The organism is Caulobacter sp. GW822-FHT01G02, assembly GCF_058802865.1.
This window is the reverse complement of the sequence record NZ_JBXAON010000008.1, coordinates 112230-136121: the sequence shown is the minus strand read 5'-3', so window position 1 is coordinate 136121 and position 23892 is coordinate 112230. Positions and strand designations below refer to the sequence as shown.

Genomic DNA, 23892 nt, shown 5'->3' with positions numbered 1-23892 from the left:
TCGCGCGGTCCCGGTTTGAAAAGGTCGTGCATTCCCAGAATGGCTTGTTGCTCTTGGCCGAGCAACGATTACCTCGCGTCGTCAGCTCCGATGGCCGCATCTTGCTGGGCCTTGCGTTCGACGCGACCGGAACATCAGCCCGTCCCAGCGACTTGTGCGGTCTTGATGTAGAAGGGCTGCTTGGGCGCTACTGGGGGCCCTGCGTTGCGATCGCACCATGCCGCGGACCCGCCGGAGCTACATATGCCCGTTTCGAGATCGCACGCGATCCGAGCGGCGGCCTGTCCTGCTACATCGCCAAGACACCCGCGGGTGTCTATCTCACATCGGATCTTTCTCTCGCGCTGAAGGCCGGCATGCCGGCGCCCGGGATCGACTGGGCCGTGCTCGCCGAGGACATCGTCTATCGGCGCGCGCGGGGGGTCAGGACCTGTCTTTCTGGGCTCGATGAGTTGGTTCCCGGAGCAGCTGCGACGGTCGGCTCCGAAAACGCCGCGACGCGGCTTTTCTGGGATCCATGGCTCGTGCAAGACCGCGCGCTCTCACGATCGTCGCTCGACCGGGCGGCTAGCGTGCTTCGCGCGCGGATCGACCTATGCGCCGCGACTCTGGCTGGGTGTTTCGAGCGCCCAGCGCTGGAACTGTCGGGAGGCCTGGATTCCTCAATCGTCGCGGCGGCCCTGGCAGGTCACCGCGGTCTTTCGACGGTGCATTGTATTTCGCCCGGACCTGAAGGCGACGAGCGCGATTACGCACGCGCTGTCGCTGCGGCGTTCGACCTTCCCATAGACGAGCATCTTCTGGCCATCGAAGGTTTCGATCCCATGGCGGTGTCGGAACCGTGTCTGCCAAGACCCGGCCGTCCGGGTGTGTTGGGATCGGCCCATCGCGTCGTTCAGCGCCATTGTCGAGCCCTCGGCGCGGACGCCGTATTCAACGGCGCAGGCGGTGACAGTGTATTCTGCTCCCTCAATACGCCGGCCCCGGTCGCCGACCGTTTCCGAGCTTGCGGACCAGGTCTAGGTTTCCTGCGCTCTCTGGGCGACCTTTCCGATCGCCACAACGTGTCAATCTGGACTACGGCGCGAATGACATTTCGCTCGATCCGTCGGACCTTTGACCCCGATCGTGGCGCGGCTACCCTTTTCATTGCGTCGGAAGCTCGGCCTGAGCGACGTGATCTGCATCCCTGGCTCGCGGCCGCGCCGCCGCGCGCTCTACTTGGGCACAGCCTCCACATCGAAGCCATCGCCTTCATCCTCGGCTATATCGACGGTCAAGGGAGGTCGGCCACCGTGCCCACGATTTCGCCGCTGTTGTCGCGCCCCGTGCTAGAGGCGTGTCTTAGTCTCCCCGCCTGGCGCTGGATCGAGGGAGGGCGCGACCGTGCAGTCGCGAGGTTCGCCTATCGCCACAGGTTGCCCGCGCGAGTGGTCGAGCGCCGGTCCAAGGGCGGCGTCGATCACTATGTGACAGGGGTGTTCGAGCGCAATCGCGCCGCCGTGCGCGATGCCCTTCTAGGAGGCCTGTTGGCCCAGGCGGGCCTGATTGATCGCCGGGCCTTGGAAGCCGCCCTCGCTACGGGGCACTCGAGCCATGCCCACCGGCTGCTAGAATTGGCCGACGCCGAAGCTTGGGCTCGGGCCTGGACTCGCACCGCCGCCGCGTCGCCTACGGCGCAGGACGACGCGCCGCCATAGAGCGCCAGCGCTTGTATTGCTCTGCTTTGGCCGGATCCGGATCCTCGTAGCCTTGGAGCCAAAACCGGAACCAGTCGACATTACGCGCATAGGCGGCGGCGCGATGGCGTGGTTGAACCAGAACATGGGGCTCATTCGGAAAGGCCCAGACCTCGGACGGTGTGGTCGACCGTGACAGCTTGGCGACGAACTCCGGGATCATCCGGTATTCCTGCTCGGGAATTTGCACAAGCATGGGCGCTTGGATCCGGTCGACATTGAGCGCCGGCGACAGCTTGGCCCAAGTCTCCGGCGTCTCGCCGGGCGGACCGAGGCCCCAGACTCGACGCAGGGCCTCCGGGGTGTCACGCCCGGCCACCCCCTGCGCCCAGTAATAGGCGGCCTCGACCTGGGTCGACGCGATCGAGGCGGCGGCCAAGCGGCCGGTGCGCATTGCCATCCAAGTCGTGACCTCGCTGCCGAAGCTCAGGCCGCCCATCCCGACCTTGCGAGGATCGACCAAGCCACGCGCCGCCAGCTGGTCGATGATCGATTCAATCCCGGCTTGTCCGGCCGCGTACTCACTGGCGGCATCGTAGGCGCCGGTCGCTGCGGGGGTCTTGGTGATGCACAGCGCCGCGATACCGGCTTGAGCCAACACGGCGAGCGGCCATTCATCACCGGTGCCGCCACGCAAATACCCGTCGCACACATAGTACGTGACAAAAAGTGGCCAGGGCCGACTTGGCGGCGCCTTGTCCGGCCGCACGAGAAATCCAGTGAACGATCGTCCGGACGAATCTTGCCAGAAAAGCGCCTCGACGCTCGGGGCCTCCCGCTTCAGGTCAAGATTCGGCTCGGCCAGCACAGTGTGACGGCCAGTAGCTAGGTCGATACGCACGAGATTCGGCGGGACCGACGCAGCGGCTGCGACACAGACCGCCTGCTTTGCGTCGAACGCGCAGGGCGCGCCAAGGCCGTCGCCGCCGTCGAGAACCCCCTCGGCTGCGGTGACTAGGCGGGTCTCACCGGAAGCGGGTCGCCATGCCCACAGCGATTGCCGACGGCGCGGATCGACCGCTGTGAAGATCACCTCCCGGTCGCCGCGCCAACCCAACGCCACAACCCGGACACGGCATGCCGGGGCCGTGCAGGTAGCGATAATGGTCGCGCCGCGCCGGATCTCAAGTCGGCGGTCAGGGCCTTCGCCCAAGGCAACTGCTTCCAGATCTTCACCCGCAGAGCGGGCCGAGATAGCCGCATGCGCCAGAAGTTCAGGTTTAGCCGGCGGGATGATTCCGGCCGCTGCCACCTCCGTCTCGGTCGCCACCCGCACCTCGCCCGACGCGAGGTCTTGGGTGAAATACCGGCGAGGAGTGTCCCAGAGCACTGTTCCGTGGTCGAACCACTGACCAGTCAGTCTCTGTGCCGACAGGCGGCCATTGACCTCGATCGCCGCAAACAGGCTCTGGCTGGGATCCACATGCGGATCGATCCGGACACCCAGATCATATTGCCGGCGCTCCGCGCGGATCAGCGCCTCGCGAGTCGGGCCGGCGGCGTAGATCAATCGGGCGCCGTCACCCGAAAGACCGAACGTCTCGATGTCGGCGTCATCGTGGGTGACCTGAGCCGCCTTGCCGTCGATCGTCGCGCGCCACACCTGAACTTGACCGTCGATCAGCGCTCGGTAGAAAAACGACCGGGAATCAGGCGCCCAGCGCGGCGCCTCGGCACGAAGTCCGCCGTAGTCCTGCCAGATCGCCTCGCCCCCACCGGCGATCCTGCGCGGCCGCACCTTTCCGGCCAGCGGGCGCAGCCACCAGGATAACTCCTGGCGATTCCGCTCGATCGACGCCTGGTTCTGCCGGTAGGCGACCAGTTGCCCGTCTGGGGAGATCGCGGGACTGGAGAGATCGACGATCTCGATGAGGGAGCGCTGGCTGGGCGATCCAGCCGCCGGGATGGCCGTAAAGGTCCAGGCGACCGCGCAGAGCCTCACGGCGATGGAACGGCGACGCCTCACCATGCCTTGGCGACCTGCAGCGACACCAGCCGCCCTTCGGGGCTAGCGTTGTCCGGGTTGAAGCCTATCACCGTCGTCGGCGTGCGCAGAACGGCGAACGGCGGGTCCTTGTCGAAGAGGTTGGTGACGGATAGAGCCGCCCGCACCCCCGACAATGGACCACTCCCGTTTCGGAACTGGTAGCTCAGTTGGAGGTCAGTGGTTGTCCAGGCGTCGACGTGCTGGGCTGGCGAAACAGTCTGATTGCGATAATCGTCCGTGAAGTTGACTGCTGCAGTGATGGCGATCGAACCCTGGCTCCAGCCCAGTTGACCCCGCAGGCGCAGGGGCACGGGGGAGCCGACGGAGCCGAGAACGTCGATCTTGGGCGCCGTCGGTGTGAAGCGCTGCTCGATGCCCAGGGTGTAGCTGCCACTGAGGCTGGCGCTAAGGCGGCCAGGACCCAAATCCGCGCCATAGTCGAGAGCGAAGTCGACGCCGTCCTGGTCGACCACGGACAGGTTCTGCACCCGTAGATCCAGGATGATCTGCACCGCCGACGCGGGGATGTTGTCGAAGTTCAGCAAGTACGGAGAGGCATAGTAACTCTCAACCTCGGCGAGGGTCGGGTGCTCGTTGATCAAGCTGGCGTAAACATCGCGATTAGGCAGCACGTCGAAAGCCGCCGAGTTGGGATTGGCGATCCGGTCGCGGTAGCGGATCTTGTAGTAGGTCGCTGTGGCGTGCAGGCCGGGCAGCCAAGTCGGTCTCGCCTCCGCGCCGATCGTGAAAGTCTTTGCCCGTTCCGGGCCAAGATTCGTGGTGTTCCCCAGCAAGCCCAGAACCGTCGACATCCCTGTGGGCGACTTGGGATCAGGAATCGTGATCGGCTGGTAGCCGACCGTGCCGATGCCGATTATCTGGTTCTCGAAAGACGGAGCGTGGAACGAGGTCCCATAGGCGCCGCGCAGAACCAGGCCCTTGATCGGTCGCCAGTCGAGCCCGACCTTGGGATTGCGGGTGACGCCCCATTGATCGTAGCGCTCCACGCGCCCAGCCAACGACAGGTCCAGGCGACGCAGCGGCGTCTGGCCCTCGCCCAGCAGCGGCACGCGCAATTCGGCATAGGCAGCTGAGACGGTCCTGCCCGGTGGATAGGCGTTGGGGATGGAGCGCGGCGCTGCGGCGGCAAGGTCGCTGATCGAGGACTTCTGATACTCTTCTTCTCGACGCTCAGCGCCGACCGCCAGCCGGGCGACACCCGCTGGAAGCGAGAACAGCGGCCCATCGGCCTTAGCCGCGACGAACCAAACCGCTGCTCGCCCGCGGCTGCTGGAGAATCCGCGGACCTTGTCGATCGTAGCCTTCGACGTGGAGCCCGGATCGCCGAAGAGATTGTAGGCGGTCACAGGATTGGTGTCGGCTAGGGCCAGGCCCAGCCGATAGGTGTTAATCTGATTGTCGGTGCGCGTGGCTTCGGTTTGCCGGCCGTAGCCCGCGCTCGCCGTTGCGGACCACGCCTTCAGGCGATAGGTGGCGCCGACTACGCCGTTGAGCGCCCTCACCGAGCCGGAATTCGTCATCGGACCAAAGTCGCCCGTGTAGTTGTATCTCACCTGGATCGGCTGGCCGCCGCCAATCGGATCCACATAGAACGGGTTGGCGGACGTGACGCTCGACGTTCTCACCTCCGCGATGCTGCGCCTTTCAAAGTCGCGCTGGGCCCACATCAGATCGCCGAACAAAGTCAGGTCTGCGCCGAAATCCTGGCTGGCGCCGGCATAGACCGCGTCCCGCGATTGCCGGGGCAGCAGATCGCTGCTGGCCCACACATCGCCGAGGTTAGGACGGTCCGCTGACAACTGACCCGCGGTGAGAGCGCGGCCATTCTGACCGGCCGGAATGCCGAAGCTTCGTCCGCCCGCGACAATGGTTCCCGGCGCTCCATAGGACGTTCGATAGTCTAATCCGCCGAAGGGGCGCAGATCCTCGGTCGCGTAGTCGCGATCAGATGCGGCCAGATTGTCACGATGGTAGTGCTCGTAGGCCAGGACCGCGTGTCCGCTCGACCAGCGCCGTCCAAAGATCTGACCTAACGAATACTCATTGAAGCCATTGGCCAGACCGATCCGGGCCGCTGTCTCAGCCCCGTCGAAGTTGCGCCGGGGGACAATATTGACCACGCCGGCTACCGCGTCCGAGCCATAGAGCGCCGAGGCGCCGTCCGCCAGGATCTCGACGCGCTCGACGGCCAACGACGGCACCAGGGACAGATCGGCGAACGTCCCGGAGACCCCACCCAGGGCCGGACGCACGCCGTTGAAAAGGACCAGCGTAGAACTTGGGCCCAGCCCTCGGAGATTGACGCCCGATCCGTTGCCGAGGTTGGCGTCGGCGCCGTTGCGGATGCTCAGACCTGGAGTTGTCTCGCTCGGTCCTCCGCCGAAGTTTTGAGGCGTGGCCTGAATAAGTTGGGCTACCGTAGCGTATCCGCTCTTCGCCAGGTCTTCTCGGGAAAGTACGATCGGCGCTGCCCCGACGGGCGCGGCGCCCCGGATGCGCGTGCCGGTGACCACGAGTTCCGACAGGACTTCAGGGTCGCCGGCCGTCTGCTCCCCCGGGGCGGCGGCCAAGGCCCGGCGCAGGACCAGCTTGTCGCCGACCGGGATCAGGACCAGCCCGGTGTTGGCCAGCAGGCGCTCGAAGGCCTGGTCGGCCGTGAACCGGCCCTTCAGGGCGGGGGCGGCCTTGCCCGCCACCAGGTCGGAAGGGACGATGACCTCGCGACCGCTGGCCTGGGCTACGGCGGTCAGGGCCTGGCCGAGATCCTGGCGCTTGAGGTCGTAGGCTTGCGCGGCCGTGGGCTGACGGGTCTGGGCCGAAGCCTGGCCCGCGAGGGTCAGGCTGAGGACCGCGGCGCTGGCGAGCAGGGCCCGGCGGGTCGAGATCGAGAACATGGTTTCCCCCAAAGGACGCAAGCGCGTCGTGTCTGGGGGCTAGGGACGAGGCGGGGGGCCGCCGCCTCCCAAAAAAGTTCACGCCGGTGTCACCGCCTTGTCGTCAGGCCGCCGCGCGGCTGAGGATCAGGTCTCCGTTCGGGGCGGTGACGACCGTGAGGCCGAAGGCGGCGGCCAGGCCGTTGGCCAGCTCCTTCGCGCCGGTGACCCGGAAGGCGCCCGACACGCGCAGGGCTCCGATGGACGCATCGGCCAGGCGGATCTTGTGGCTGTTGTAGCGGTTGGCGATTGCGGCCACTTCGGACAGGGGCGTCTGATCGAAGCTGCGAAGGCCCGACGGCCACTGAGCCTCGACCCTGGAGGCCAGGCGGATGTTCACCGACGAGAGCTTGGGCCCGAAAAGGACCTCGCGGCCGGCCGGCAAGGTCGTGCCGGCGGGGAGCAGCTTCGCCGCTGCGCCGGTCAGGCGCGGCTGACCCGAGACGACGGTGACGGCCAGGCCGCCCTGCGGGGCCAGGGCCAGATCGATCGTGGCGCCCTCGCCGTCAAGCTGGGCGCGATCGGCCTCGATCCGCAGGTTCCCCGCGGCGACGATCCGGGCTCGACCGTGGTCCAGCCGAACAACCTGCCGGCCGCCGCGCGTCATGGCCGTCGCGATGCTGTCGGTGTCCAACACCAGGGACGAGCCGTCGGCCAGCATCACCGATCGGATCTGGCCAAGGCCCGTGGCGTAGCGGGTTTCGGCCTGGGTTCCGCGCCAGACGATCATCGACAGGACGGCGGCCGCGATCACGCAGGCGGCCAGGGCCCCGGTGATCTTGTAGACCGGCGCGCGGTCGCGGCGACGCCGCGTGCGATGACGCAGTTCGGGTCTGCGCGACTGGGCCAGGACGCCGGCTTCTTCGAATTGCTGCTCGAGCTCCTCATAGGCCTGGCGATTGGCCGGATCGGCCCGCCAGGCGTCGAACGCGGCGCGATGGGTCAGGGCGCCGGGTCCCCGCATCCGTGCGAACCATTGCGCCGCCGCCTCGTCCCTGGCCTCGTCCTGCTGGCTCATTGGCCCCCTTCCCCGTTCAGCGCTTGGACAGGGCGCGCTTGAGATGCGCGGCGGCCTTGGCCATCTGCTTTTCGATCCCGCTCACGCTCATGCCCAGCTCCTCGGCGATCTGCCCGTAGCTTTCACCGTCGAGCCGATGGCGCAGGAAGACCTCGCGCGTCTTGGGCTTCATCGTGCCGACGGCGGCTTCGTAGCGCGCCAGGGTCTGGCGCGCCACCAGGAGTTGATGCGGATCGCCCTCCTCCGTCGCGTGGCGGTCAGGCTGCAGTTCGGCGTGACTGCGTTCGATCCGCCGCGTGAAGCTCTTGGAGCGATCGCGCAGCAGGTTCCAGATGATGCCCTTCATGTAGGACTCGGGATTGGTCAGGGTCTGGCGGTTGGCCGCGCCGGTCAGACGCAGAAAGACCTCCTGGACGATGTCGCCGGCCTCCTCGCGGCTGTAGCGCCGGGTCAGCAGGCGCAACAACCGGGGCGCCTGGCTGCGGAACAGGCGCTCGACCTCGCCGCTGGGCGCCGGGGCGTCCGTTTCGTTGGACGCGGGACGCGGTTCGACAAGAAGCTCGCTCATCGCGTCCTCTCCCCGCTCGGCCTTGCGGCGGGCGTCGTCACCGACCCGCCCTTTGGATCTTGGCCACCGGCCATGGCTTGCCTCCGTGAGGCGTCGCCCGACGAGGGTCGGGTCCTTGAGACCATGGCTTGAGTGACAAGGCGCGCGTCGTCGTCGACGCCAGCGTCGCAGGCACACCGGTCGCGCCGGGTGACGTCCGGGCGCGAAGCGGCTCTATCAAGCGAGGTTCTCACGCCTCGACGCCGCGCTTTCAGCGACGCGGGTCGAGTCTAGAACGACGGTTCCTTCGATGGCAAGACGGTGCGAAAGGGACGGCGACGCCGATGACGTTCAAGATCACCGGGGTCAATACAATGGGAGCGGTGACCACCAGCCGCGAGACGGCCGAGGAGGCCTACGCGGTCGGGCGCGCCTTCGAGGCGCAGGGCAGCACCCGGGTGGTGATCGAGACCGCCGAGGGGACCCGCTACAACGTCGCCGACTTCTACCGTGCCATGAGCACGGGCGCGCGGCTTTAGCGCGGCTCGGCGGCGAACGGGCGTTTGGACCGCCGCACTGCAAGCGATGCGGGTGGCGCGGCCCGTAGTCGCGTTCTATCCTGTCGCCGAGACGGGGGAGACAGGCATGACCGAGGCCGCAAGCCGCGGATCGATTTGGCGTCGCTGGGAGCCGCATGTGCATGCGCCCGGCACCTTGTTCAACGATCAGTTCGGCGGCGATCCGTGGGCGGCGTACCTGACGGGCCTGGAGACGGCGGACCCGCCGATCGAGGCGATCGGGGTCACCGACTACTATAGCGCCGACACCTATCGCGCCGTGCTCGCTCATCAGCGCGACGGACGCCTTCCCGGCGTTCTGCTGTTTCCGAACGTGGAGCTGCGGCTGGACATCGCCACGGTGTCGGGCAACTGGGCCAACATCCACCTGCTGGTCAGTCCCGAGGATCCAGACCACCTCGCCGAGCTCGACCGTTTCTTGGGGCGGCTGTCGTTCGAGAGCCTCGGCGACAAGTTCACCTGCACGCCCGAGGACCTGACCCGGCTGGGTCGCAAGCTCGATCCGGCTGTTGTCGATGATCGCGCCGCCCTGCGGCACGGCGCCTCCCAGTTCAAGGTCAACCTCAGCAAGCTCCGCGACGAGTATCGCGCCAGCGCCTGGGCCAGGGGCAATATCCTGATCGCCGTCGCCGGCTCCAAGACCGATGGGACCTCGGGCGTGCGCGAGGCGGGCGACACCACCCTGCGCCAGGAGATCGAAAGCTTCGCGCACATCATCTTCGCCAGCAGCGTGGCGCAGCGGGAATTCTGGCTGGGCCGCCGGGCCGACAGCTCCGAGCAGATCAAGGCGCGGTACGGCGGGCTCAAGCCCTGCCTGCACGGCAGCGACGCCCACGACCCCAAGCGCCTGGCCAATCCGGAGGAGCGGTTCTCCTGGATCAAGGGCGCGGCGGCGTTCGACGCGTTGCGCCAGGCCGGCATCGATCCGGAGGGCCGGGCCTATGTCGGGACCGCCCCGCCGGCGGGGGCCGCGCCGTCCCAGGTGATCACCGAGGCGCGCATCCTCGATGCGTCCTGGGCCAAGACCCCGTCCATCCCGCTCAACCCCGGCCTGGTGGCGATCATCGGGGCGCGCGGCTCGGGCAAGACCGCCCTGGCCGACCTGATCGCCGCCGGCGCCGACGCCCTGCCCGACCCCAGCCGCGAGGATCGCCCCAGCGCCTCGTTCGTGGCCCGGGCGGGGAGTCTCCTGGACGGGGCGAGCGTGGCCCTGGACTGGGGCTCGGGCCAGACCCTGACCCGCTCGCTCACGGACATGGGGCCAAGCTACGCCGGGGCGCGGGTCCGCTACCTATCCCAGCAGTTCGTCGAGGAGCTCTGTTCGGCCGAGGGCATGACCGATGCGCTGCTGGCCGAGGTCGAGCGCGTGATCTTCGAGGCCCATCCGGTGCTCGAGCGCGACGGGGCGGTCGATTTCCAGGAACTGCTGAGCCTGCGGGCCGACCGCTTCCGCCAGGCGCGCCAGCGCGAGCAGCAGAACCTGGTGGTGCTGTCGGATCGCATCGGCACGGAGCTGGAGAAGAACCGCCAAAAGCCGGGTATCGAGGCCTCCATCACCCTCAAGGAAAGCCAGATCGCCGGCTATGTGGCCGATCGGGCCAAGCTGGTGACGCCGGGCAGCGAACAGCGCGTCGGTCGGCTCACGGCGCTGACCGCCGCGGCCGAGCGCGTTCGCGGCGCCCTTCGCCACTTCGCCACGCAGGATCAGGCGCTGTTGTCGCTGCAGGACGAGGTCAAGGACCTGCGCGACAACCAGGCGCCCGAAGCCCTGCGCGCCCGCCAGACCCACTACGCCGCCGCCAAGCTGAAGGAAGACGACTGGAAGGACTTCCTGGTCGACTTCACCGGCGACGTCGACGCCCAGATCACCGCCCATCTGGAGCGCTGCCGGGACCTGGCCGCCTCGTGGCGCGGAACCGCGCCCCAGGCCCTGGCCGACCCCAACACGCCCCATATCGGCGAGGGCGCGGACCTGACCAAGCTTTCGCTCGCCGTCCTGACCGCCGAGATCGAGCGCCTACAGAAGCTCGTGGCGATCGACACCGACACCCAGCGCAAGTTCGAGGGCCTCTCGACCAAGATCGTCCAGGAGACGGCCCTTCTGGAGGCGCTGAAGGAGCGCCTGGCCGACGCCAAGGGCGCGGAGGACCGGATCCGAGGCCTGCTCGACGATCGCGCCGCCGCCTACCGGCGGGTCTTCGAGGCCCTGACCGCCGAAGAGGGGGTCCTGCGCAGCCTCTACCAGCCGTTGATGGACCGCCTCGCCGCCGAGAAGGGCACCTTGAAGAAGCTGACCTTCTCGGTCACGCGGGCGGCCGACGTCGAACACTGGGCCAAGACCGCCGAGGAGCAGCTGCTGGACCTGCGCCGGCAGGGTCCGTTCCGGGGCCGAGGAAGTTTCCTGGCCGCCGCCGAGGCCTTGCTGAAGACCGCCTGGGAGACGGGCGACCCGCAGACGGTCGGCCAGGCCATGGACGCGTTCCGCAGCCAGTACCAGGACGACATCCTCGAGCACGCCCTGGTCGCGCGGGCCGACGCGGCCGCCTATCGAGCCTGGACCAAGCGCTTCGCCCAGTGGCTCTACTCGACCGACCACATCGAAATCCGTTACGGCATCGAGTACGACAACATCGATATCCGCAAGCTCTCGCCGGGCACGCGCGGCATCGTTCTGCTCCTGCTGTATCTGGCGCTGGACGAGGCCGACGACCGGCCGCTGATCATCGACCAGCCCGAGGAGAACCTCGATCCAAAGTCCGTCCACGACGAGCTGGTGGAGCTGTTCATCGCCGCCAAGGCCAAGCGCCAGGTGATCATGGTCACCCACAACGCCAACCTGGTGGTCAACACCGACGCCGACCAGATCATCGTCGCCCATGCCGGGCCCCACGCCCGCGGCCAGCTGCCCGAGATTTCCTACCGCTCCGGCGGCCTGGAGAACGCCGACATCCGCAAGGACGTCTGCGACATCCTGGAGGGCGGCGAGGCGGCGTTCATGGAGCGGGCCCGGCGGCTTCGGGTGCGCCTGGACCGCTGAGGGCCGCCGGACAGGGCGTTTCGGTTCGGCGGCGGGGCGGCGGCTCCTAGCGTCGACTGAACTGGTCTACCAGCCGTTGCCGGGGTCGGCGCCTTCCAGGGGCGTCCCGCCGGCCTGGGTGCGGAAGATGTAGGGGCAATTCCTCAGCCGCAGCAGAGTGTCGCTATAGCCCAGGGCCTGTAGGCCGCCGGCGATGTTGGGATACTTCTTGACCTTGATCCTGTTGTGCTCGGGCTTGAACAGGTCGATGAGCGCCGCCTCGAGCTCGGTCGTCACCGCCGGTTCGTGGGGGTAGGCCCAGCGGCGCCTGAAGGCTTGCCAGCGCGGATCGGCCGGATCATCGGGGTGGCGGAAGATCTTCACATGAGGCGGATCGGGTGTGTCCTCGTCGGGCCCATCGCGCATGCCGGCAAGCTCTTCCAGGTCTACGACCTCCAGGGCGAAGATGGTGATTTCCAGCGACGGTTGGGCGTGGTCGACGCCCCGGACCTTCTCGTTGATCAGGATCTCCAGATAGCGGCGATGGGCGGCCAGCCGCTCCCAGAGGCTCTGGTCGTAGGCCTTGCCGATATAGTGGATCTCAAACTCCATGAACCGTTCGAGGTCTCCGGCGAAGGGGACCTTGAGATCGTGCGCCAAGGCCTCGAACAGCAGCTTTTGCGGGCTCCACCAGGCCCGCAGGCGCTTGTCGCGGTCGAAAAGCTTGATGCTTCCGGCGCGGTCCCAGGGCGGCGGGGTTTCCTCGGCGTCATGGTGGAAGCCGCATTCGAGCAGCATCGGCTCACCGGGGCTGAAGAGTCCTAGGCGCAGCGGATCGATGATCCCCTTCACCGGCGGGCCCCAGCCGTCGTTGATCTCGAACCTGATGTCGCCGCCGTCGTCACGGACCCGGTCGAACCATAGGATCGGACGCTGGGCGATGATGTAGACCGTCGCGTCCTGCAGGCGTTCGCGCACCGCCGCCTCGGTCTTGAGCTGGTTGAACTCCCAGGCCGAGACCGGAGGATAAGGGATTTCCGCGACGATCCGCGCCGCCTTCATCCACTCCCGATCGCCGCCTTCGGGCGCGGCGCCGCCGTGGGATTTGGGATCACGCGGCATCGACGAACCTCCAGAGCTTGAATTGATCTTCCAGGCTCATCACGACTTGGACGAAGGCGGGGGTCTCCTTTAGGCTGTCGGCCAGCACCCGCGAGAGGCTCGCCAGCGTGGCGGCCTGCCGCTCGCTCAGGGAGCGCCGGATCGCATCGAGGCTGTCGCGGTCGTGGGCGACGACGAAGCTGAACAAGCGTCCCAGGAGGCCCACCGTAAGATCGGCGACCTGTATCCCGGCTTCATCATGAGAGTCGGCGAAGCGGTAGCGCTCATAGGGCGCTCCGCGATCGAGGATCGGCTGGCGCAGCATCTCGGCCTTGACCAGCTCTTCGACGTCCAGAACGTGGTGGCTGTGTTTGAACAGGCAGATGCGCTTGACGAAGAAGGTGGCGAACCGGTCGATCAGCACGTTGGGCCGCTCGTCCTCCAGGAACGGCAGGCGTTCGAGCGAGCGGGCGATCTGCAGCACGCCCTTGAGCATGTCGTAGTTGAATTTCGGAAACGCCGCCTCGTGCTCCTGCAGTTGGACAAGGAGCTCGGCGACGAACGCCTTGCGGCGGGCCCGTCCCACGTCCGGATAGTCGTAGCGGCGCAGCAGGTTGATCGTTCGGTCCGGCTCGAGGCGTAGAAGACCGTAGAGATCGTTCTTGAGATGGTCGCGCGCCTGATCGAGACGCCAGTCGCGGTGCTCGGCCAGGATGGAGTCGATGACATCGACAATGGACCAGTAGAGGGGGTCCAGGGCGAATAGGTGCACGGTGAAGCCCTCCCCCAAGAGCCAGTCCAGGAAGACCCCGACCTTGGGCGAGGCCAGCGCCTCGAGAAATTCGCCGTCGGCCAGGTGCTTGTACTTCAGCTCGCGGACCGAGGGCTGCAGGCGCAGATCCGCGCGTAGCCGCGTCAGGTCGACAGGCTTGGGCGCGCCGGGGTGAGCCACCCCGCCCAGGACGAACACCTTGGGCTGTTTGACGTTCAGGCCGTCGGGGCGGACATGAAGACGGCGGATATTGTTGGTCTCGTCGTAGTAGAGCGTGAAGACCGCGTTCAGGCGCGGCAGGCCCATGGCGAGTTCCGCCTCGCGCATCTCGTCGATGTTGATCATAGCGCCGCTCCGGTCGGTGGCAGGCTGGTCCAAAGGTCGGCGTGAATCTGGCCCAGGGCGGTGAGGGCGTCGCTGGGCGCGGCGCCGTCCTGAGCCTCGACGGCGCGCAGGCCCGACAGCAGGGCGTGGGTGGCCAGCACCAGGGCCCGCCGCGCGCCGTCCGCGTCCGGGCCGGTGACATGGCCCGACCAGGTCCCCTCCCCGTCGCTCGCCAGGTGTTTCGACAGCGAGTGGAGCGAGGCGTGGGCCGCCCCGGAGGACAGCATCTTGTAGGCAAAATAGTCGGCCGGACCCCCGCCGCGCGCGGCCAGCGCCGGGAGACTGAGTGACTTGGCGCCCTTCAGGGCCGCGTCGGCCTTGGCGATCCTGGCGCGCAGGCTCGCGGCCAATGCCGGACGGGCCGGCTGATCCTGCTCGATGTCCTTGAGCAGCACCCGGTCGCGGGCCCTCTGGCTGAACTGTTCTTCTGCGACGAGAGCGGCGACGGCCTCCTTCGGCGAGCGGGCCAGGTAGCCGAGCCAGAAAGCGTTTTCCAGGACGCCGCGCGCCAGGGTTTCGGCATCGACGGCCATGCCGCGCTCGGCCAGCAGGACCGCGCCCTGGAACGCCGAGAGACTGCGCATCAGCAGGCGCGTGGTCAGACAGACCGGGTCGTGGGTCGAACGGCCCTGGCAAACGGACTCCAGCGCGTTCATCAACCCCTGGCCGTGGCGGTTGATGTCCTCGGCCAGGCCGAACCACGCCGCGTGCATCGCCCGCAGGGACGGCGTGAAGGCGGCGATCGGGGACAGGAACCCCTCGGCCCGGATCGACTGGATGGCGGGGTGGTCTTCGAGTTCGGGGCGCATGGAGCGGCTCGGGGAGAGGTCGGACGGCGCGAAGGGAGGTCCGGTGCGGAAGGGATGGGACGCGGCGGCGGGACTTGAACCCGCGACCTCCCTGCCCATAGTCTGGCGTGTCACCGCCCAGTCCATGTCGAAAACAGGGGCTCTATCCTGGCTGAGCTACGCCGCGTCAGGGAGGAGGACTAGGCTTTAGTCCTCCTCGGTCGCCACGAGGGTGAGCTTGGGCTTGGGCGCGCCCTTGCGGGCGGCCTTGGCCTTGTTGATCGCCACCCGCTCGGCGATGTCGGCGATCTTCTCCTCGGCGAAGGGCTTGGCCGCGGCGATCAGGCCGTCCAGGTGGTAGATGTTGGTCTTGCTGCCGGTCGGGGTCTCGCGCCGCTCCTCGCGTTGGACATAGCCGGCCTTCTCCAGGGCCGCGATCCGCCGCTGCACCGTGCGCGGGTCCAGGTTCATGGCCTGGGCGATCGTGCCCTTGGAGGGATAGGGCTTGCCCTCGGCCTTCCACCACTTGGACGCCAGGTGCATCAGGATGTTGACGTCGACGGCGTCCAGGCCCAGCTGGCGCTGGTTCTCGATGATCACGGTGGGGAACACCGTGTAGCCCGCCTCGATCAGCGGCTTGGACCACTTCTTCTCGTTCGTGCGCAGGTCCGCGTCGGCGGCCTTGCCCTTTTCCTTGGCGCTCATCGCTTCGGCTCCGGTTGCTGAAACCGATATGAGCCCGGGCCGGTCCGCGCGCAACTTAGAGGGGGAGGCGCGGGCGTCTCCCGGTTGCGGGAATCTGGGAATGAGCGACAGGGCATGCAGCTCCAACGGGATGCAGCATGGCGGCAATCTGCTTGGTCGGGCGTAGGGGTCTCCCGCCGGGGAGGCGCGCCCGCCTAGGGGGCGGTAGGCGCTGGGGTCTCCCCCGGGGGGCGTTGGCGCCCTGGGGGAGGCGCGAAAAAACATCCGCCGGGCGGGCTTGGCGGTGATCTTACGGCGTAATCGTACCGATTTCCACCATCCGGGGAGGCCGGTCGCCGGCCTTCGCGCTGCCCCGGGGCTCGGGCGGGCCCCAATATTGTCAGGCGGAAAGAGGCGGCTTGCGGATTGGCGACGGCGAGCGGGCCCATTTAGTTGAACTTCAAGTCCGAAAGGCTACTTATAAGGGGTCACGGGCCGCCACACGATCCACCTCCGGGTGGAGTGCAAAAGGGCGGTCCTTCTCGTTTGAGATGGCGCTTCCTCCCTATACAAAGCCGCATGCCATGCCCAGAGATTGGGTAGCGCATCTGCGCGCCCCACGGACTCGTGGCGCCTCGGCCCAATGTCGCCTCCCGCGGCCGCTCGACGATCGGCACGATCACCCGGGCGGTGACGGTGCTGCAGGCTCATCGGCGTCGCCGTGATGTTGCCGTTGGGCCTGGCCGCTAAGACGTCGTTCCGGTCGGGGCAGGCTGGCCAGAGATCGGCGTGGGTCTGCTGAGAACGCCTAGGCCTTGCCTTGACGCCCGACCCAGGCCCAGGCCCGGTGGACCTCGGCGTCCAGCCAGTCGGCCAGCGCCTCGATCTCGTCGATCGCGCTGAATAGCGACGCGCGCGACACGCTCACGGCCGGCGCGACATAGCGGCTCCAAGGTCCGTCACCCCCGGTCCACGCTTTGGCCTCCTCCGGCCGCGCGAAATGGGGGCGCGGGTGTCGATCGAGCGTGCGCGGGTCGTGGGTCACGCGCAGGGTCATCAGGCTGCCGCCGTGCTGGCTGCGGTTGCGCGCCAGCACGACCTGCTCGATGACGTCGAACCGCACCGGACAATCGCTCCAGTCGGTCTGGTAGATCTCGCCCAAGGCGGCCCGGTAGGCGGCGACGAAGCCCTCCTTCTTCAGGATCGGCCGCTCGCGATCGTCAAGTTCGAACCGCACGACCGTCGAGCTCCAGTCCTCGAAGAACAGCTTCAAGGTGTCCGACAGCAGCGACACGCACGACTGCCCCAGCACGTTGAGCGCGGTATCGGCGTTGTCGAATTCTTCCAGGAATGGCGGCTCCCCGTCTTCGGAGTATGGCGGAACGTAGGGTGGCGCTTCGGCCTCGATCTTGCGTTTGATCGTCTCGAACGGCTCGGCGGCCGTGTCGTAATAGTTACGGATGAAGTCCGTTCGGTACCGCAGGAACCAGGTCGATTGAGACTCCGAGCTCATGACCCACCTTGTTTAAGCCCGCACAGGCGGTTTCCCCCGAGCGGAATGAAGCCCGGCTGGACGCGCCCGATCAAGGTGGCGGGGGCTTGCTGGTATATCGACAAGCGGTGACGCCAAGATCGCCGGCCTTGCCCGCCCCGACGCCGCCGGGGCGAGCGGACCTCTGGACTAGGCGTCGTCGTCCAGGCCCATGGCGCGCCGCCAGGCCGGGTCGCGCGCGCGTGATGCGAAATCGGGCTACTATGCAGCGTGACGACATCGCCTCCCCTGATTCCGGTCGACTATATCGACCTGCTTTCTGATCTGAAGGCGCGGGTCCGATCGGCGCGTCTGGCGGCCGTGGTCTCGGTCAATCGAGAGCTCGTGAAGCTCTACTGGTCGATCGGAAGGGATGTGCTCGCCCGCCAGGCGCGCGAGGGCTGGGGCGCCAAGGTGATTGATCGCCTCGCGGCGGACCTGCGGGCTGAGTTCCCGGAAATGAAAGGGTTCTCACCTCGAAACCTCAAATATATGAGGCGCTTCGCCGAAGCCTACCCCGATGCTGAATTTGTGCAGCAGGGTGCTGCACAATTGCCCTGGGGCCATCACATCAAACTGCTGGACAGTGTCGCCGATCCGGCTGAACGCCAGTTCTACATCGAGCAAGCCGTCGAGCTGGGTTGGAGCCGCAACGTTCTGGCCAACCAGATCGACAGCGATCTCTTCCATCGGCAAGGCAAGGCGCTCACCAACTTCCAACGAACCCTTCCCGCGCCGCAATCGGAGCTGGCGCAGCAGCTGATCAAGGACCCCTACAGCTTCGAGTTCCTGGCCATGGCCGAGGACCTGCTGGAGCGCGATCTCGAAAAGGGTCTGCTGGACCAGCTGAAGTCGCTGATCCTGGAGCTGGGCAAGGGTTTCGCCGTCGTCGGAAGTCAGCACCACCTGGAGGTGGGCGGCCAGGACTATTATCTCGACCTGCTCTTCTATCACCTGAAGCTGCGCTGCTATGTCGTGATCGAGCTGAAGATCGAGGAGTTCAAGCCCGAGTTCGCCGGCAAGATGAACTTCTATCTGTCGGCGGTGGACGATCAGCTTCGTCATCCCGACGACCAGCCCTCGATCGGCATCATCCTTTGCCGGACCCGAAACAAGGTGATCGTCGAATATGCCTTGCGGGACAGCCACAAGCCCATGGGCGTGGCCGAATACACCTTCGCCAAGCTGCCCAAGGCGTTCAAGCAGGCTCTGCCATCCACCGAGGAGCTGTCCCAGGACTTCGGCGACCTCTCACTGGTCAGCCTGCGCATCGAGCTGGAGCGGGAAGTCCGCAGACTCCTGGGCTCTGACGGGGAGCGGCCGATTTCGCTGTCCGACGGCGTTCGACGCTTGGTCGGCCATGGCTTGAGCCCGAAGGACCACGCGCGTCTCGCGCCGATCATCGCGCTCGCCAACCGCGCGGCGCATGGCCTCGACAACGACCCAGCGGCCGTCGCCTCAGCCCGCGAGGTCGGGGAGGAATTGCTCGCCATCTTCAAGGCCATGCCGCCGGTCCCCTGATAAGATCGGCGCGCCGACCCCTTCGCAGGCATAATCGGTTCTTGTTGCAGCCTGGGCGTCCCGCCTGCGGCGGCCGGGCTCTAGGCGGCCTGGCCGCCCCAAGCCCCGCACGCGGGTCTTGGCCCTTCGGGTTACGATCCCTGACGCGGGCGTGGCGGACCCGCCGGCGTCAGGGGGCCTGTTCGACGGAGGCGACCTGGAGTTCGCTGAAGGCTTGATCGGCTTTGGCGAGATCGGCCCCGGAGTGAAGGGAGTCGCTGTCGTCTTCGGGATACCAGCCGGGCGCTTGGACGACGCGCTCGATTGCGCCGAACCGCACCGTGTGCGCGCGGGTGGCGCGTCGCAGGATCTTGCCGGTTTCGGGGTGGATGCGGGTCTCGGTCATGGATCGTCTCTTGATCCTGACGATCACGGCCGAGCGTCGTGGACGGCCCGCCGCAGCTCGGCCAGCCGGGCGTCGCAGACCGCCCGCACCAGGCCGATCAGCTGCTCGGCGCTGGCCTTCAGGTGCTCCAGCTCCGCCTGGGTGATGTGGAAGCTGTCCTGGTTGTAGCGGGCGTCGACATAGGCGCGCTTGAGCTTGCCGAACGGCTTGCGCGCCGCGCGGGTGTCGCGCGGCCAGACCGGGATCAGCGACGGCGCCTTGGCCTCGGCCTGGGAGCGCAGGAACAGGATGTTGTGCGAGCGCGGGGCGTAGAAGCCGGTCAGCAGCAAGACGGCGATGTAAGCCGCCTCGACGGCCTGGTGCAGGTTGAAGGCCGCGTTGTGAGGCCAATCCTTCGTATCGCCCTTCGACATCGCAAAAGTGGCGGTCTCGATCCGCGTCTCTATCGTGTCGAAGATCTGGCGATAATACTTTTCCCCCAGGGCCAGCTCGGCCTGGGGTGTCAGGGGCTTGGGCGGGTGGAAGGCATGGCCGGGCACCTCGTAAAGGACGACGCCTTGCTCGATGACCTCCCGAAAAAAGTACTGGCCCGCGTCGAGGGCGGCGTTGATTTCGCCAAGGTCGTGGATGATCAGGTTGACGATCCGGCCGATCGACGGGTCGTGGGCGATCTTCTCCTCGGTCTCGTACCAGTAGTCGGCCGTGTCGGTCAGCTTCTCGTCGCTGACCACCACCAGGATGTCGAAGTCGGAGAGGTAGCCGTTGTGCGGCTCGTCGACGAAGTCGCCGCGCGCGTAGCTGCCAAAGAGGATGATCTTGTAGATCTTGGCCCCGCGCCGCCAGGCCTGGGTGCCGCCCGCCACGGCCTGCTCGAACCCGGCCAGCAGGCAGCCGACGATCTTGTCCAGCTCCCGGTGCTGGCGGTCGGGCAGGTAGTCGAGATTCGATTTCATCGCCGTGGAGTCTCGCCGACCGCGCCGTGTGGGACAAGGCTATCGCGCGGGCGCTGGCGACGAGCCAGGTAAGTCATATCGCGCGATGGTTACCCGACGCTCGGCGTCGACGCTGATCTCGAGCGCGAAATTGAAGTCCTCGTCGGGTCCAAGCTCGTTCATGGCCTGCAAGAAGAGCTGCTTCTGCAGGAGCAGGGTCATCATCCTGGCCGAGGTGTTGAAAGCCACCAGTCCCAGGTGGAGCGCCTCGCGGCCGTAGAGCGCCCGGAAATCGGCGGTGTTGTGGGTGACCAGCACAAAGCCCTCGTCGACGGCGCGGCGCGTGATCACGTGATCGGGCTGGCCCGAAAGGCCAAGCCAGGAGACGTGGGTAGAGTCTGGATGGCCATGGACCCGCGCCAGCGCCGCCAGATCCGGGCTGAGGCATTCGTCGATCAAGTACTTCACGGCGCCTTCGGCAGCGCGTCCAAACTCAAGGTCTTCAGCGCCGTCGGCTCTGCCTGGCGCCAGGCTGGCTTGGCCGGAGGCCGTCCCCGCCGAGGATAGGCGGTGGCGTAGACGCTGGCCAGTCTCACCTGCTCCGCAGTCAGCGACGGGTAGGCCGCCACGACCGCTTCGACGGAGGCGCCGTTCGCCACCATGTCGGCGAGGTCGTGCGCCGGGATGCGCGTCCCGACCACGCACGGAGCGCCGGCCAGGATCTCAGGATCGATCGCGATCTCGGCCTTGGCGCGGTCCAGGGTTTCGAGGCCTTCCAGGACATCGGCCGCGGCGGGCGTCACCGGCACGGTCACGGCATGGTCTTCGACGGTCGTCGCCCTGGGGTCCTCCAGGACGCGTCGGATGACGCGTCGGCGTGCCTCGGCCGTCAGGCTGTCGGCCGTCAGATGCGCGAGCCGCAGCCCCACCAGCGCCCGCCCGGAGATCAACCGGGATCCGGAGCGCACCTGCACGCCGTCGAGCAGCAGGCCCGCGTCGATGATGCGATGAACCTGCTTTAGCGGCACGCGTGTCACGGATGCGGCCTCGTTGGCGGTCAGGGGGGCGGCGCTGCGAGCCATGGCTTGGTCTAAATGTTTCCGGGCGCGTGGAAGGCTTTAAATAGACCATTCCGGCGCTGTCGCCAAGCGCATCATGCGCCACGCGCTAGAGCCTCGCGGCGTCGGGACGTCGACCTTGACCAGCCGCTCCGGGAGTTGAGAAGGCGCTTGATAGACACCCGCCAGCGTCTTTAGCCGGAGCCTGGACATAACGCTGGCCTCCCGGGCGAGCCCCGATGGGGCGGGGCCAGGATCGGAATTGACGAGGTTTAGGCGGGGGCGGGCGGCCTGCCAATACCGGAGAATCTCAAGGGTGGGCCGGGACCCGCCCAGCCTGGGGAAAGGCAAAGGAAGGGACCCGTCTGCGCGCCGATCGGGCGCGAGCAGACGAGGTTTGTCCGATGCCGTCTTCCTCCTGGAGCGCCGAGCGCGTCACCGTCCTGAAAACCCTCTGGCTGGCGGGCCGCTCCGCCGCCGAGATCGCCAAGGCCCTGGGCGGGGTGACCCGCAACGCCGTGATCGGCAAGGTCCATCGCCTGGGCCTGGCCGGACGCATGGAGCCGTCGACCCCGCGCCGGGCGCGGGCAGAACGGCCAAGGACTTCGACCCCGCGCCGGCCATCGCCGTCCAGGCCCCCTCCCCCGCCGGCCGCCCCGGCCGTGCGGGCGCGAACGCCCCAGGTCCGGACGATCGAGGCGGTCGCCCGCGTGTTCGACGGCGCGGCCCTGACGGCGCGGATCTGCCACTGGCCGGTGGGCGACCCCAAGGCGGATGGCTTTGGCTATTGCGGCGCGGCGGTCATCGGCAAGGGCCCCTACTGTCCGGGTCATCACGCGGTGGCCTATCCGCCGCGTCTGCAGGTCAAGCCGGACCGCGAGGCGGCCGGGAAGCGGCCGGAGCGGTGGGGCTGGGGCGGCCGGTGACCCGTTCGCGGCGGCGGGCCGCCCGTGGCCCCAGCGACCTCGCCACCGGCTGGCCCCGGCCGCAAGGGACGCTGCGCTCAAAGCCCCTGCGGCCGGGACCGACCGGCGGCGCGGAGGCGGTCGGGAGCCGACGGGCTCGCTCTCCAACCGCTTGAAGGACTGGTCCCATGACCGCCATCTCCCCTGCCCTCCTCACCGGCCCCCTCACCGCCCTCGAGGCCCAGGCCCTGGCCCTGGACGATCCGCGGCCGCACCCGCCCGAGGACGCCCTCGTCCAGCTGGGCCATTGCGTGATGACCGAGCTGCTCGACCTCTTGGCCGACACCGCCCTGGAGGATTTCCAGACCACCCTGGCCGAGACCCTGATCGGCGCCTTTCATTCGGCCGCTCAGCGGATCGAGCGTGAAGCCGACCGCGCCCGCGACGAGCTCCAGCGCCAGGTTCGCGACTTTAACGGCTCGGAAGTGGCCGACACGGATTTGCAGGAGGCCACCCAGCGGACCCGCGCCGCCGACGTCGCCGTCCAGGCCGTGGAAATGATCCGCGACGCCGCCGCCCAGGCCTACGCCCTGGCGACCGGCGAGGCCTGGCAGCCCTGGCGCGGCAGCGTCAAGGCCTCGCGCCTGTCGGCCGCCCAGGTCGAGGCCCGCGAAGCGATCCGGGCGATGAAGGCCCGCCGGCATCGCGCCGTCGATCCGGGCGCCGTGGTGGTGGGCTTCCGCGCGGCCCCTCAGGCCGACACCGCCGTCGACGCTGGGCGGATCTTCGACGCCCTCAACTGGGCCCGCCAGACCTGGCCCGACATGGCCCTGGCGATCACCGGCGCGCGCGGCGGGGAGAAGCTGGCCCAGAAGTGGGCGCGCTCGCACGGGGTGACGACCGTGCTGGCCCGCGCCGATTTCGACCGCAACGGCCGGGCCGCGCCGTTCCGGGCCAATGACGAGCTGCTGGAGCTGGAGCCGGTCTGCGTCCTGACCCTGGCCAATTCGCTGGACGCGGCCCGAGCAAAGGACCTCAAGCCGTTCGGGCCGGCCCTCAACCTGGCCCAGAAGGCGGCCGAGCGCGGCATCCGTTGCGTTTGCGTGAAGCTTCGGGCCTGATGGCCTGGACGCGGGGGCTCCGGTCGCCGCGTCGTCCTTTTCGGGCGGCTTGGTCCATGGCGATCGTCCCTGGAGAATATGAGGGTTGAAAAGCCGCCGCCGGGCGCTTTTCTTCTCGCCCATCGGGCCCTGTCGGCCCGCAGCGCTGGATGAAGGACTTCGACTTGGCGGACTCTCCCCCTGACTCCCGCTCGCCCAATCCGGTGGATCTCCATGTCGGCGGGCGGGTGCGCACGCGGCGCAAGGTTATGGGCGTCAGCCAGGAGCAACTGGCCGCCGGCCTCAAGCTGACCTTCCAGCAGGTCCAGAAGTACGAGCGCGGCGCCAATCGCATCAGCGCCTCCAAACTCTACGAGATCGCCGGCGAGCTGAAGGTCCCGGTGTCCTACTTCTTCGAAGGTCTCGCCGATCCGGCCGACGGCGCGCCCGACCCGGCCGGCGAGGCGGCCTCGCGCACGATGGACGCCTTCCTGAGCACCCCCGAGGGCCTGGAGCTCGCCGAGAAGTTCGCCAGGATCGGACGCGGGCGCGTCCGTCGGCAGATCCTGGAGCTGGTGCGCGCCATGTCGGAGGAAGACAGCCCTCTGATGAGCTGATCCCGCGCCCCTTCGGCGTCCCTGGAATAAACCCGGAACGAAACGCCAGATATTGCGAGACCGCCTCGGCGCGGCGCCAACCTTAGAGGTTGGCGATTCGTTCCTCGGCGCGACCCCGGTGCGCCGGCTTGCCGGGCAGCAAGGAGCCTCCCCCTCGTCCTGACAGGCGAATCTCGTCGGCCGAGCGGCGGGTCATCGTGTCCGGCCGGCGTTCTAGCGGGTTGGACGCGCCTTGGCCGTCCTTGTCGATGGCGCTTGTGCTTCGCCGACAGAGC

20 protein-coding genes and 1 tRNA gene are annotated in these 23892 nt (G+C 67.7%); 7 read left to right on the top strand and 14 right to left on the bottom strand.

Annotation, left to right across the window (positions count from 1 at the left end; all coding sequences use genetic code 11):
• The first annotated feature begins 26 nt into the window (after positions 1 to 26).
• The gene (locus AC1RNC_RS22045; protein WP_492888312.1) at positions 27 to 1700 is read left to right on the top strand and encodes an asparagine synthase-related protein; all 1674 of its coding nucleotides are present in this window, start codon (positions 27 to 29) and stop codon (positions 1698 to 1700) included.
• Here the strand turns inward: AC1RNC_RS22045 and AC1RNC_RS22040 are convergent.
• From AC1RNC_RS22040 to AC1RNC_RS22025, 4 genes are all read right to left on the bottom strand, one after another.
• Positions 1672 to 3708, bottom strand: a complete 2037-nt coding sequence (locus tag AC1RNC_RS22040) for an Atxe2 family lasso peptide isopeptidase (RefSeq protein ID WP_492888311.1) — start codon at positions 3706 to 3708, stop codon at positions 1672 to 1674. The genes AC1RNC_RS22045 and AC1RNC_RS22040 overlap by 29 nt on opposite strands.
• Positions 3702 to 6641: a TonB-dependent receptor gene (locus AC1RNC_RS22035; RefSeq protein WP_062098397.1), complete on the bottom strand. Its 2940-nt coding sequence runs from the start codon at positions 6639 to 6641 to the stop codon at positions 3702 to 3704. The genes AC1RNC_RS22040 and AC1RNC_RS22035 overlap by 7 nt, the downstream gene beginning before the upstream one ends.
• A 103-nt stretch (positions 6642 to 6744) precedes the next feature.
• On the bottom strand, positions 6745 to 7698 hold the full coding sequence (locus AC1RNC_RS22030) for a FecR family protein (protein ID WP_062098400.1): 954 nt from the start codon (positions 7696 to 7698) through the stop codon (positions 6745 to 6747).
• Positions 7699 to 7714: 16 nt separating this feature from the next.
• The gene (locus AC1RNC_RS22025) at positions 7715 to 8266 is read right to left on the bottom strand and encodes an RNA polymerase sigma factor (protein ID WP_062098402.1); all 552 of its coding nucleotides are present in this window, start codon (positions 8264 to 8266) and stop codon (positions 7715 to 7717) included.
• 323 nt (positions 8267 to 8589) lie between these two features.
• On the opposite strand from AC1RNC_RS22025, the gene AC1RNC_RS22020 reads away from it, so the two are divergent.
• A complete protein-coding gene (locus tag AC1RNC_RS22020) occupies positions 8590 to 8784 on the top strand; it encodes a hypothetical protein (protein WP_062098404.1) in 195 nt (64 codons plus the stop codon).
• Positions 8785 to 8890: 106 nt separating this feature from the next.
• Positions 8891 to 11860, top strand: a complete 2970-nt coding sequence (locus AC1RNC_RS22015; RefSeq protein WP_492888310.1) for a TrlF family AAA-like ATPase — start codon at positions 8891 to 8893, stop codon at positions 11858 to 11860.
• Between the two features lie 66 nt (positions 11861 to 11926).
• On the opposite strand, the gene AC1RNC_RS22010 is transcribed toward AC1RNC_RS22015, so the two are convergent.
• From AC1RNC_RS22010 to AC1RNC_RS21985, 6 genes are all read right to left on the bottom strand, one after another.
• Entirely contained in the window at positions 11927 to 12961 is a 1035-nt protein-coding gene (locus AC1RNC_RS22010; protein WP_492888309.1) for a hypothetical protein, read from the bottom strand.
• Positions 12951 to 14057, bottom strand: a complete 1107-nt coding sequence (locus tag AC1RNC_RS22005) for a DUF3800 domain-containing protein (protein ID WP_492888308.1) — start codon at positions 14055 to 14057, stop codon at positions 12951 to 12953. The genes AC1RNC_RS22010 and AC1RNC_RS22005 overlap by 11 nt, the downstream gene beginning before the upstream one ends.
• Positions 14054 to 14905 (bottom strand): DUF5677 domain-containing protein, encoded by an 852-nt coding sequence (locus AC1RNC_RS22000; protein ID WP_492888307.1) that lies wholly within the window; start codon positions 14903 to 14905, stop codon positions 14054 to 14056. The genes AC1RNC_RS22005 and AC1RNC_RS22000 overlap by 4 nt, the downstream gene beginning before the upstream one ends.
• Positions 14906 to 14964: 59 nt before the next feature.
• Positions 14965 to 15071: transfer RNA gene (locus AC1RNC_RS21995), tRNA-OTHER, on the bottom strand.
• Between the two features lie 20 nt (positions 15072 to 15091).
• On the bottom strand, positions 15092 to 15589 hold the full coding sequence (locus AC1RNC_RS21990; RefSeq protein WP_492888306.1) for a helix-turn-helix domain-containing protein: 498 nt from the start codon (positions 15587 to 15589) through the stop codon (positions 15092 to 15094).
• A 787-nt stretch (positions 15590 to 16376) separates the two neighbouring features.
• A complete protein-coding gene (locus tag AC1RNC_RS21985; protein WP_062098416.1) occupies positions 16377 to 17081 on the bottom strand; it encodes a hypothetical protein in 705 nt (234 codons plus the stop codon).
• 249 nt (positions 17082 to 17330) lie between these two features.
• Between AC1RNC_RS21985 and AC1RNC_RS21980 the strand changes: the two genes are divergently transcribed.
• A complete protein-coding gene (locus AC1RNC_RS21980) occupies positions 17331 to 18620 on the top strand; it encodes a PDDEXK nuclease domain-containing protein (RefSeq protein ID WP_492888305.1) in 1290 nt (429 codons plus the stop codon).
• A gap of 169 nt (positions 18621 to 18789) precedes the next feature.
• On the opposite strand, the gene AC1RNC_RS21975 is transcribed toward AC1RNC_RS21980, so the two are convergent.
• Genes AC1RNC_RS21975 through AC1RNC_RS21960 form a run of 4 tightly spaced genes read right to left on the bottom strand, consistent with a single transcriptional unit; the run spans position 18790 to position 21019 of the window.
• Positions 18790 to 19005, bottom strand: coding sequence for a hypothetical protein (locus AC1RNC_RS21975; protein WP_062098503.1), 216 nt, complete (start codon positions 19003 to 19005; stop codon positions 18790 to 18792).
• Between the two features lie 23 nt (positions 19006 to 19028).
• The gene (locus tag AC1RNC_RS21970; protein WP_062098501.1) at positions 19029 to 19958 is read right to left on the bottom strand and encodes a HEPN domain-containing protein; all 930 of its coding nucleotides are present in this window, start codon (positions 19956 to 19958) and stop codon (positions 19029 to 19031) included.
• Between the two features lie 39 nt (positions 19959 to 19997).
• Positions 19998 to 20405, bottom strand: a complete 408-nt coding sequence (locus AC1RNC_RS21965) for a DUF5615 family PIN-like protein (protein WP_062098499.1) — start codon at positions 20403 to 20405, stop codon at positions 19998 to 20000.
• Positions 20402 to 21019 (bottom strand): DUF433 domain-containing protein, encoded by a 618-nt coding sequence (locus AC1RNC_RS21960; protein ID WP_062098497.1) that lies wholly within the window; start codon positions 21017 to 21019, stop codon positions 20402 to 20404. The genes AC1RNC_RS21965 and AC1RNC_RS21960 overlap by 4 nt, the downstream gene beginning before the upstream one ends.
• 380 nt (positions 21020 to 21399) lie before the next feature.
• On the opposite strand from AC1RNC_RS21960, the gene AC1RNC_RS21955 reads away from it, so the two are divergent.
• The 3 genes from AC1RNC_RS21955 (at position 21400) to AC1RNC_RS21945 (ending at position 23617) form a co-directional block, all read left to right on the top strand.
• Positions 21400 to 21921 (top strand): GcrA family cell cycle regulator, encoded by a 522-nt coding sequence (locus tag AC1RNC_RS21955; RefSeq protein WP_062098495.1) that lies wholly within the window; start codon positions 21400 to 21402, stop codon positions 21919 to 21921.
• Between the two features lie 167 nt (positions 21922 to 22088).
• The gene (locus tag AC1RNC_RS21950; RefSeq protein WP_062098493.1) at positions 22089 to 23021 is read left to right on the top strand and encodes a DUF2493 domain-containing protein; all 933 of its coding nucleotides are present in this window, start codon (positions 22089 to 22091) and stop codon (positions 23019 to 23021) included.
• Positions 23022 to 23185: 164 nt separating this feature from the next.
• Complete coding sequence (locus tag AC1RNC_RS21945; protein ID WP_369797878.1) at positions 23186 to 23617, top strand: helix-turn-helix domain-containing protein; 432 nt, start codon at positions 23186 to 23188, stop codon at positions 23615 to 23617.
• Positions 23618 to 23892: the final 275 nt, after the last annotated feature.

Bases quoted from the DNA above. Each gene is read 5' to 3' on its own strand.
- AC1RNC_RS22040 (WP_492888311.1), bottom strand. From the start codon at position 3,708: ATGGTGAGGCGTCGCCGTTCCATCGCCGTGAGGCTCTGCGCGGTCGCC.
- AC1RNC_RS22035 (WP_062098397.1), bottom strand. From the start codon at position 6,641: ATGTTCTCGATCTCGACCCGCCGGGCCCTGCTCGCCAGCGCCGCGGTC.
- AC1RNC_RS22030 (WP_062098400.1), bottom strand. From the start codon at position 7,698: ATGAGCCAGCAGGACGAGGCCAGGGACGAGGCGGCGGCGCAATGGTTC.
- AC1RNC_RS22025 (WP_062098402.1), bottom strand. From the start codon at position 8,266: ATGAGCGAGCTTCTTGTCGAACCGCGTCCCGCGTCCAACGAAACGGAC.
- AC1RNC_RS22020 (WP_062098404.1), top strand. From the start codon at position 8,590: ATGACGTTCAAGATCACCGGGGTCAATACAATGGGAGCGGTGACCACC.
- AC1RNC_RS22015 (WP_492888310.1), top strand. From the start codon at position 8,891: ATGACCGAGGCCGCAAGCCGCGGATCGATTTGGCGTCGCTGGGAGCCG.
- AC1RNC_RS22010 (WP_492888309.1), bottom strand. From the start codon at position 12,961: ATGCCGCGTGATCCCAAATCCCACGGCGGCGCCGCGCCCGAAGGCGGC.
- AC1RNC_RS22005 (WP_492888308.1), bottom strand. From the start codon at position 14,057: ATGATCAACATCGACGAGATGCGCGAGGCGGAACTCGCCATGGGCCTG.
- AC1RNC_RS22000 (WP_492888307.1), bottom strand. From the start codon at position 14,905: ATGCGCCCCGAACTCGAAGACCACCCCGCCATCCAGTCGATCCGGGCC.
- AC1RNC_RS21990 (WP_492888306.1), bottom strand. From the start codon at position 15,589: ATGAGCGCCAAGGAAAAGGGCAAGGCCGCCGACGCGGACCTGCGCACG.
- AC1RNC_RS21985 (WP_062098416.1), bottom strand. From the start codon at position 17,081: ATGAGCTCGGAGTCTCAATCGACCTGGTTCCTGCGGTACCGAACGGAC.
- AC1RNC_RS21975 (WP_062098503.1), bottom strand. From the start codon at position 19,005: ATGACCGAGACCCGCATCCACCCCGAAACCGGCAAGATCCTGCGACGC.
- AC1RNC_RS21970 (WP_062098501.1), bottom strand. From the start codon at position 19,958: ATGAAATCGAATCTCGACTACCTGCCCGACCGCCAGCACCGGGAGCTG.
- AC1RNC_RS21960 (WP_062098497.1), bottom strand. From the start codon at position 21,019: ATGGCTCGCAGCGCCGCCCCCCTGACCGCCAACGAGGCCGCATCCGTG.
- AC1RNC_RS21955 (WP_062098495.1), top strand. From the start codon at position 21,400: ATGCCGTCTTCCTCCTGGAGCGCCGAGCGCGTCACCGTCCTGAAAACC.
- AC1RNC_RS21950 (WP_062098493.1), top strand. From the start codon at position 22,089: ATGACCGCCATCTCCCCTGCCCTCCTCACCGGCCCCCTCACCGCCCTC.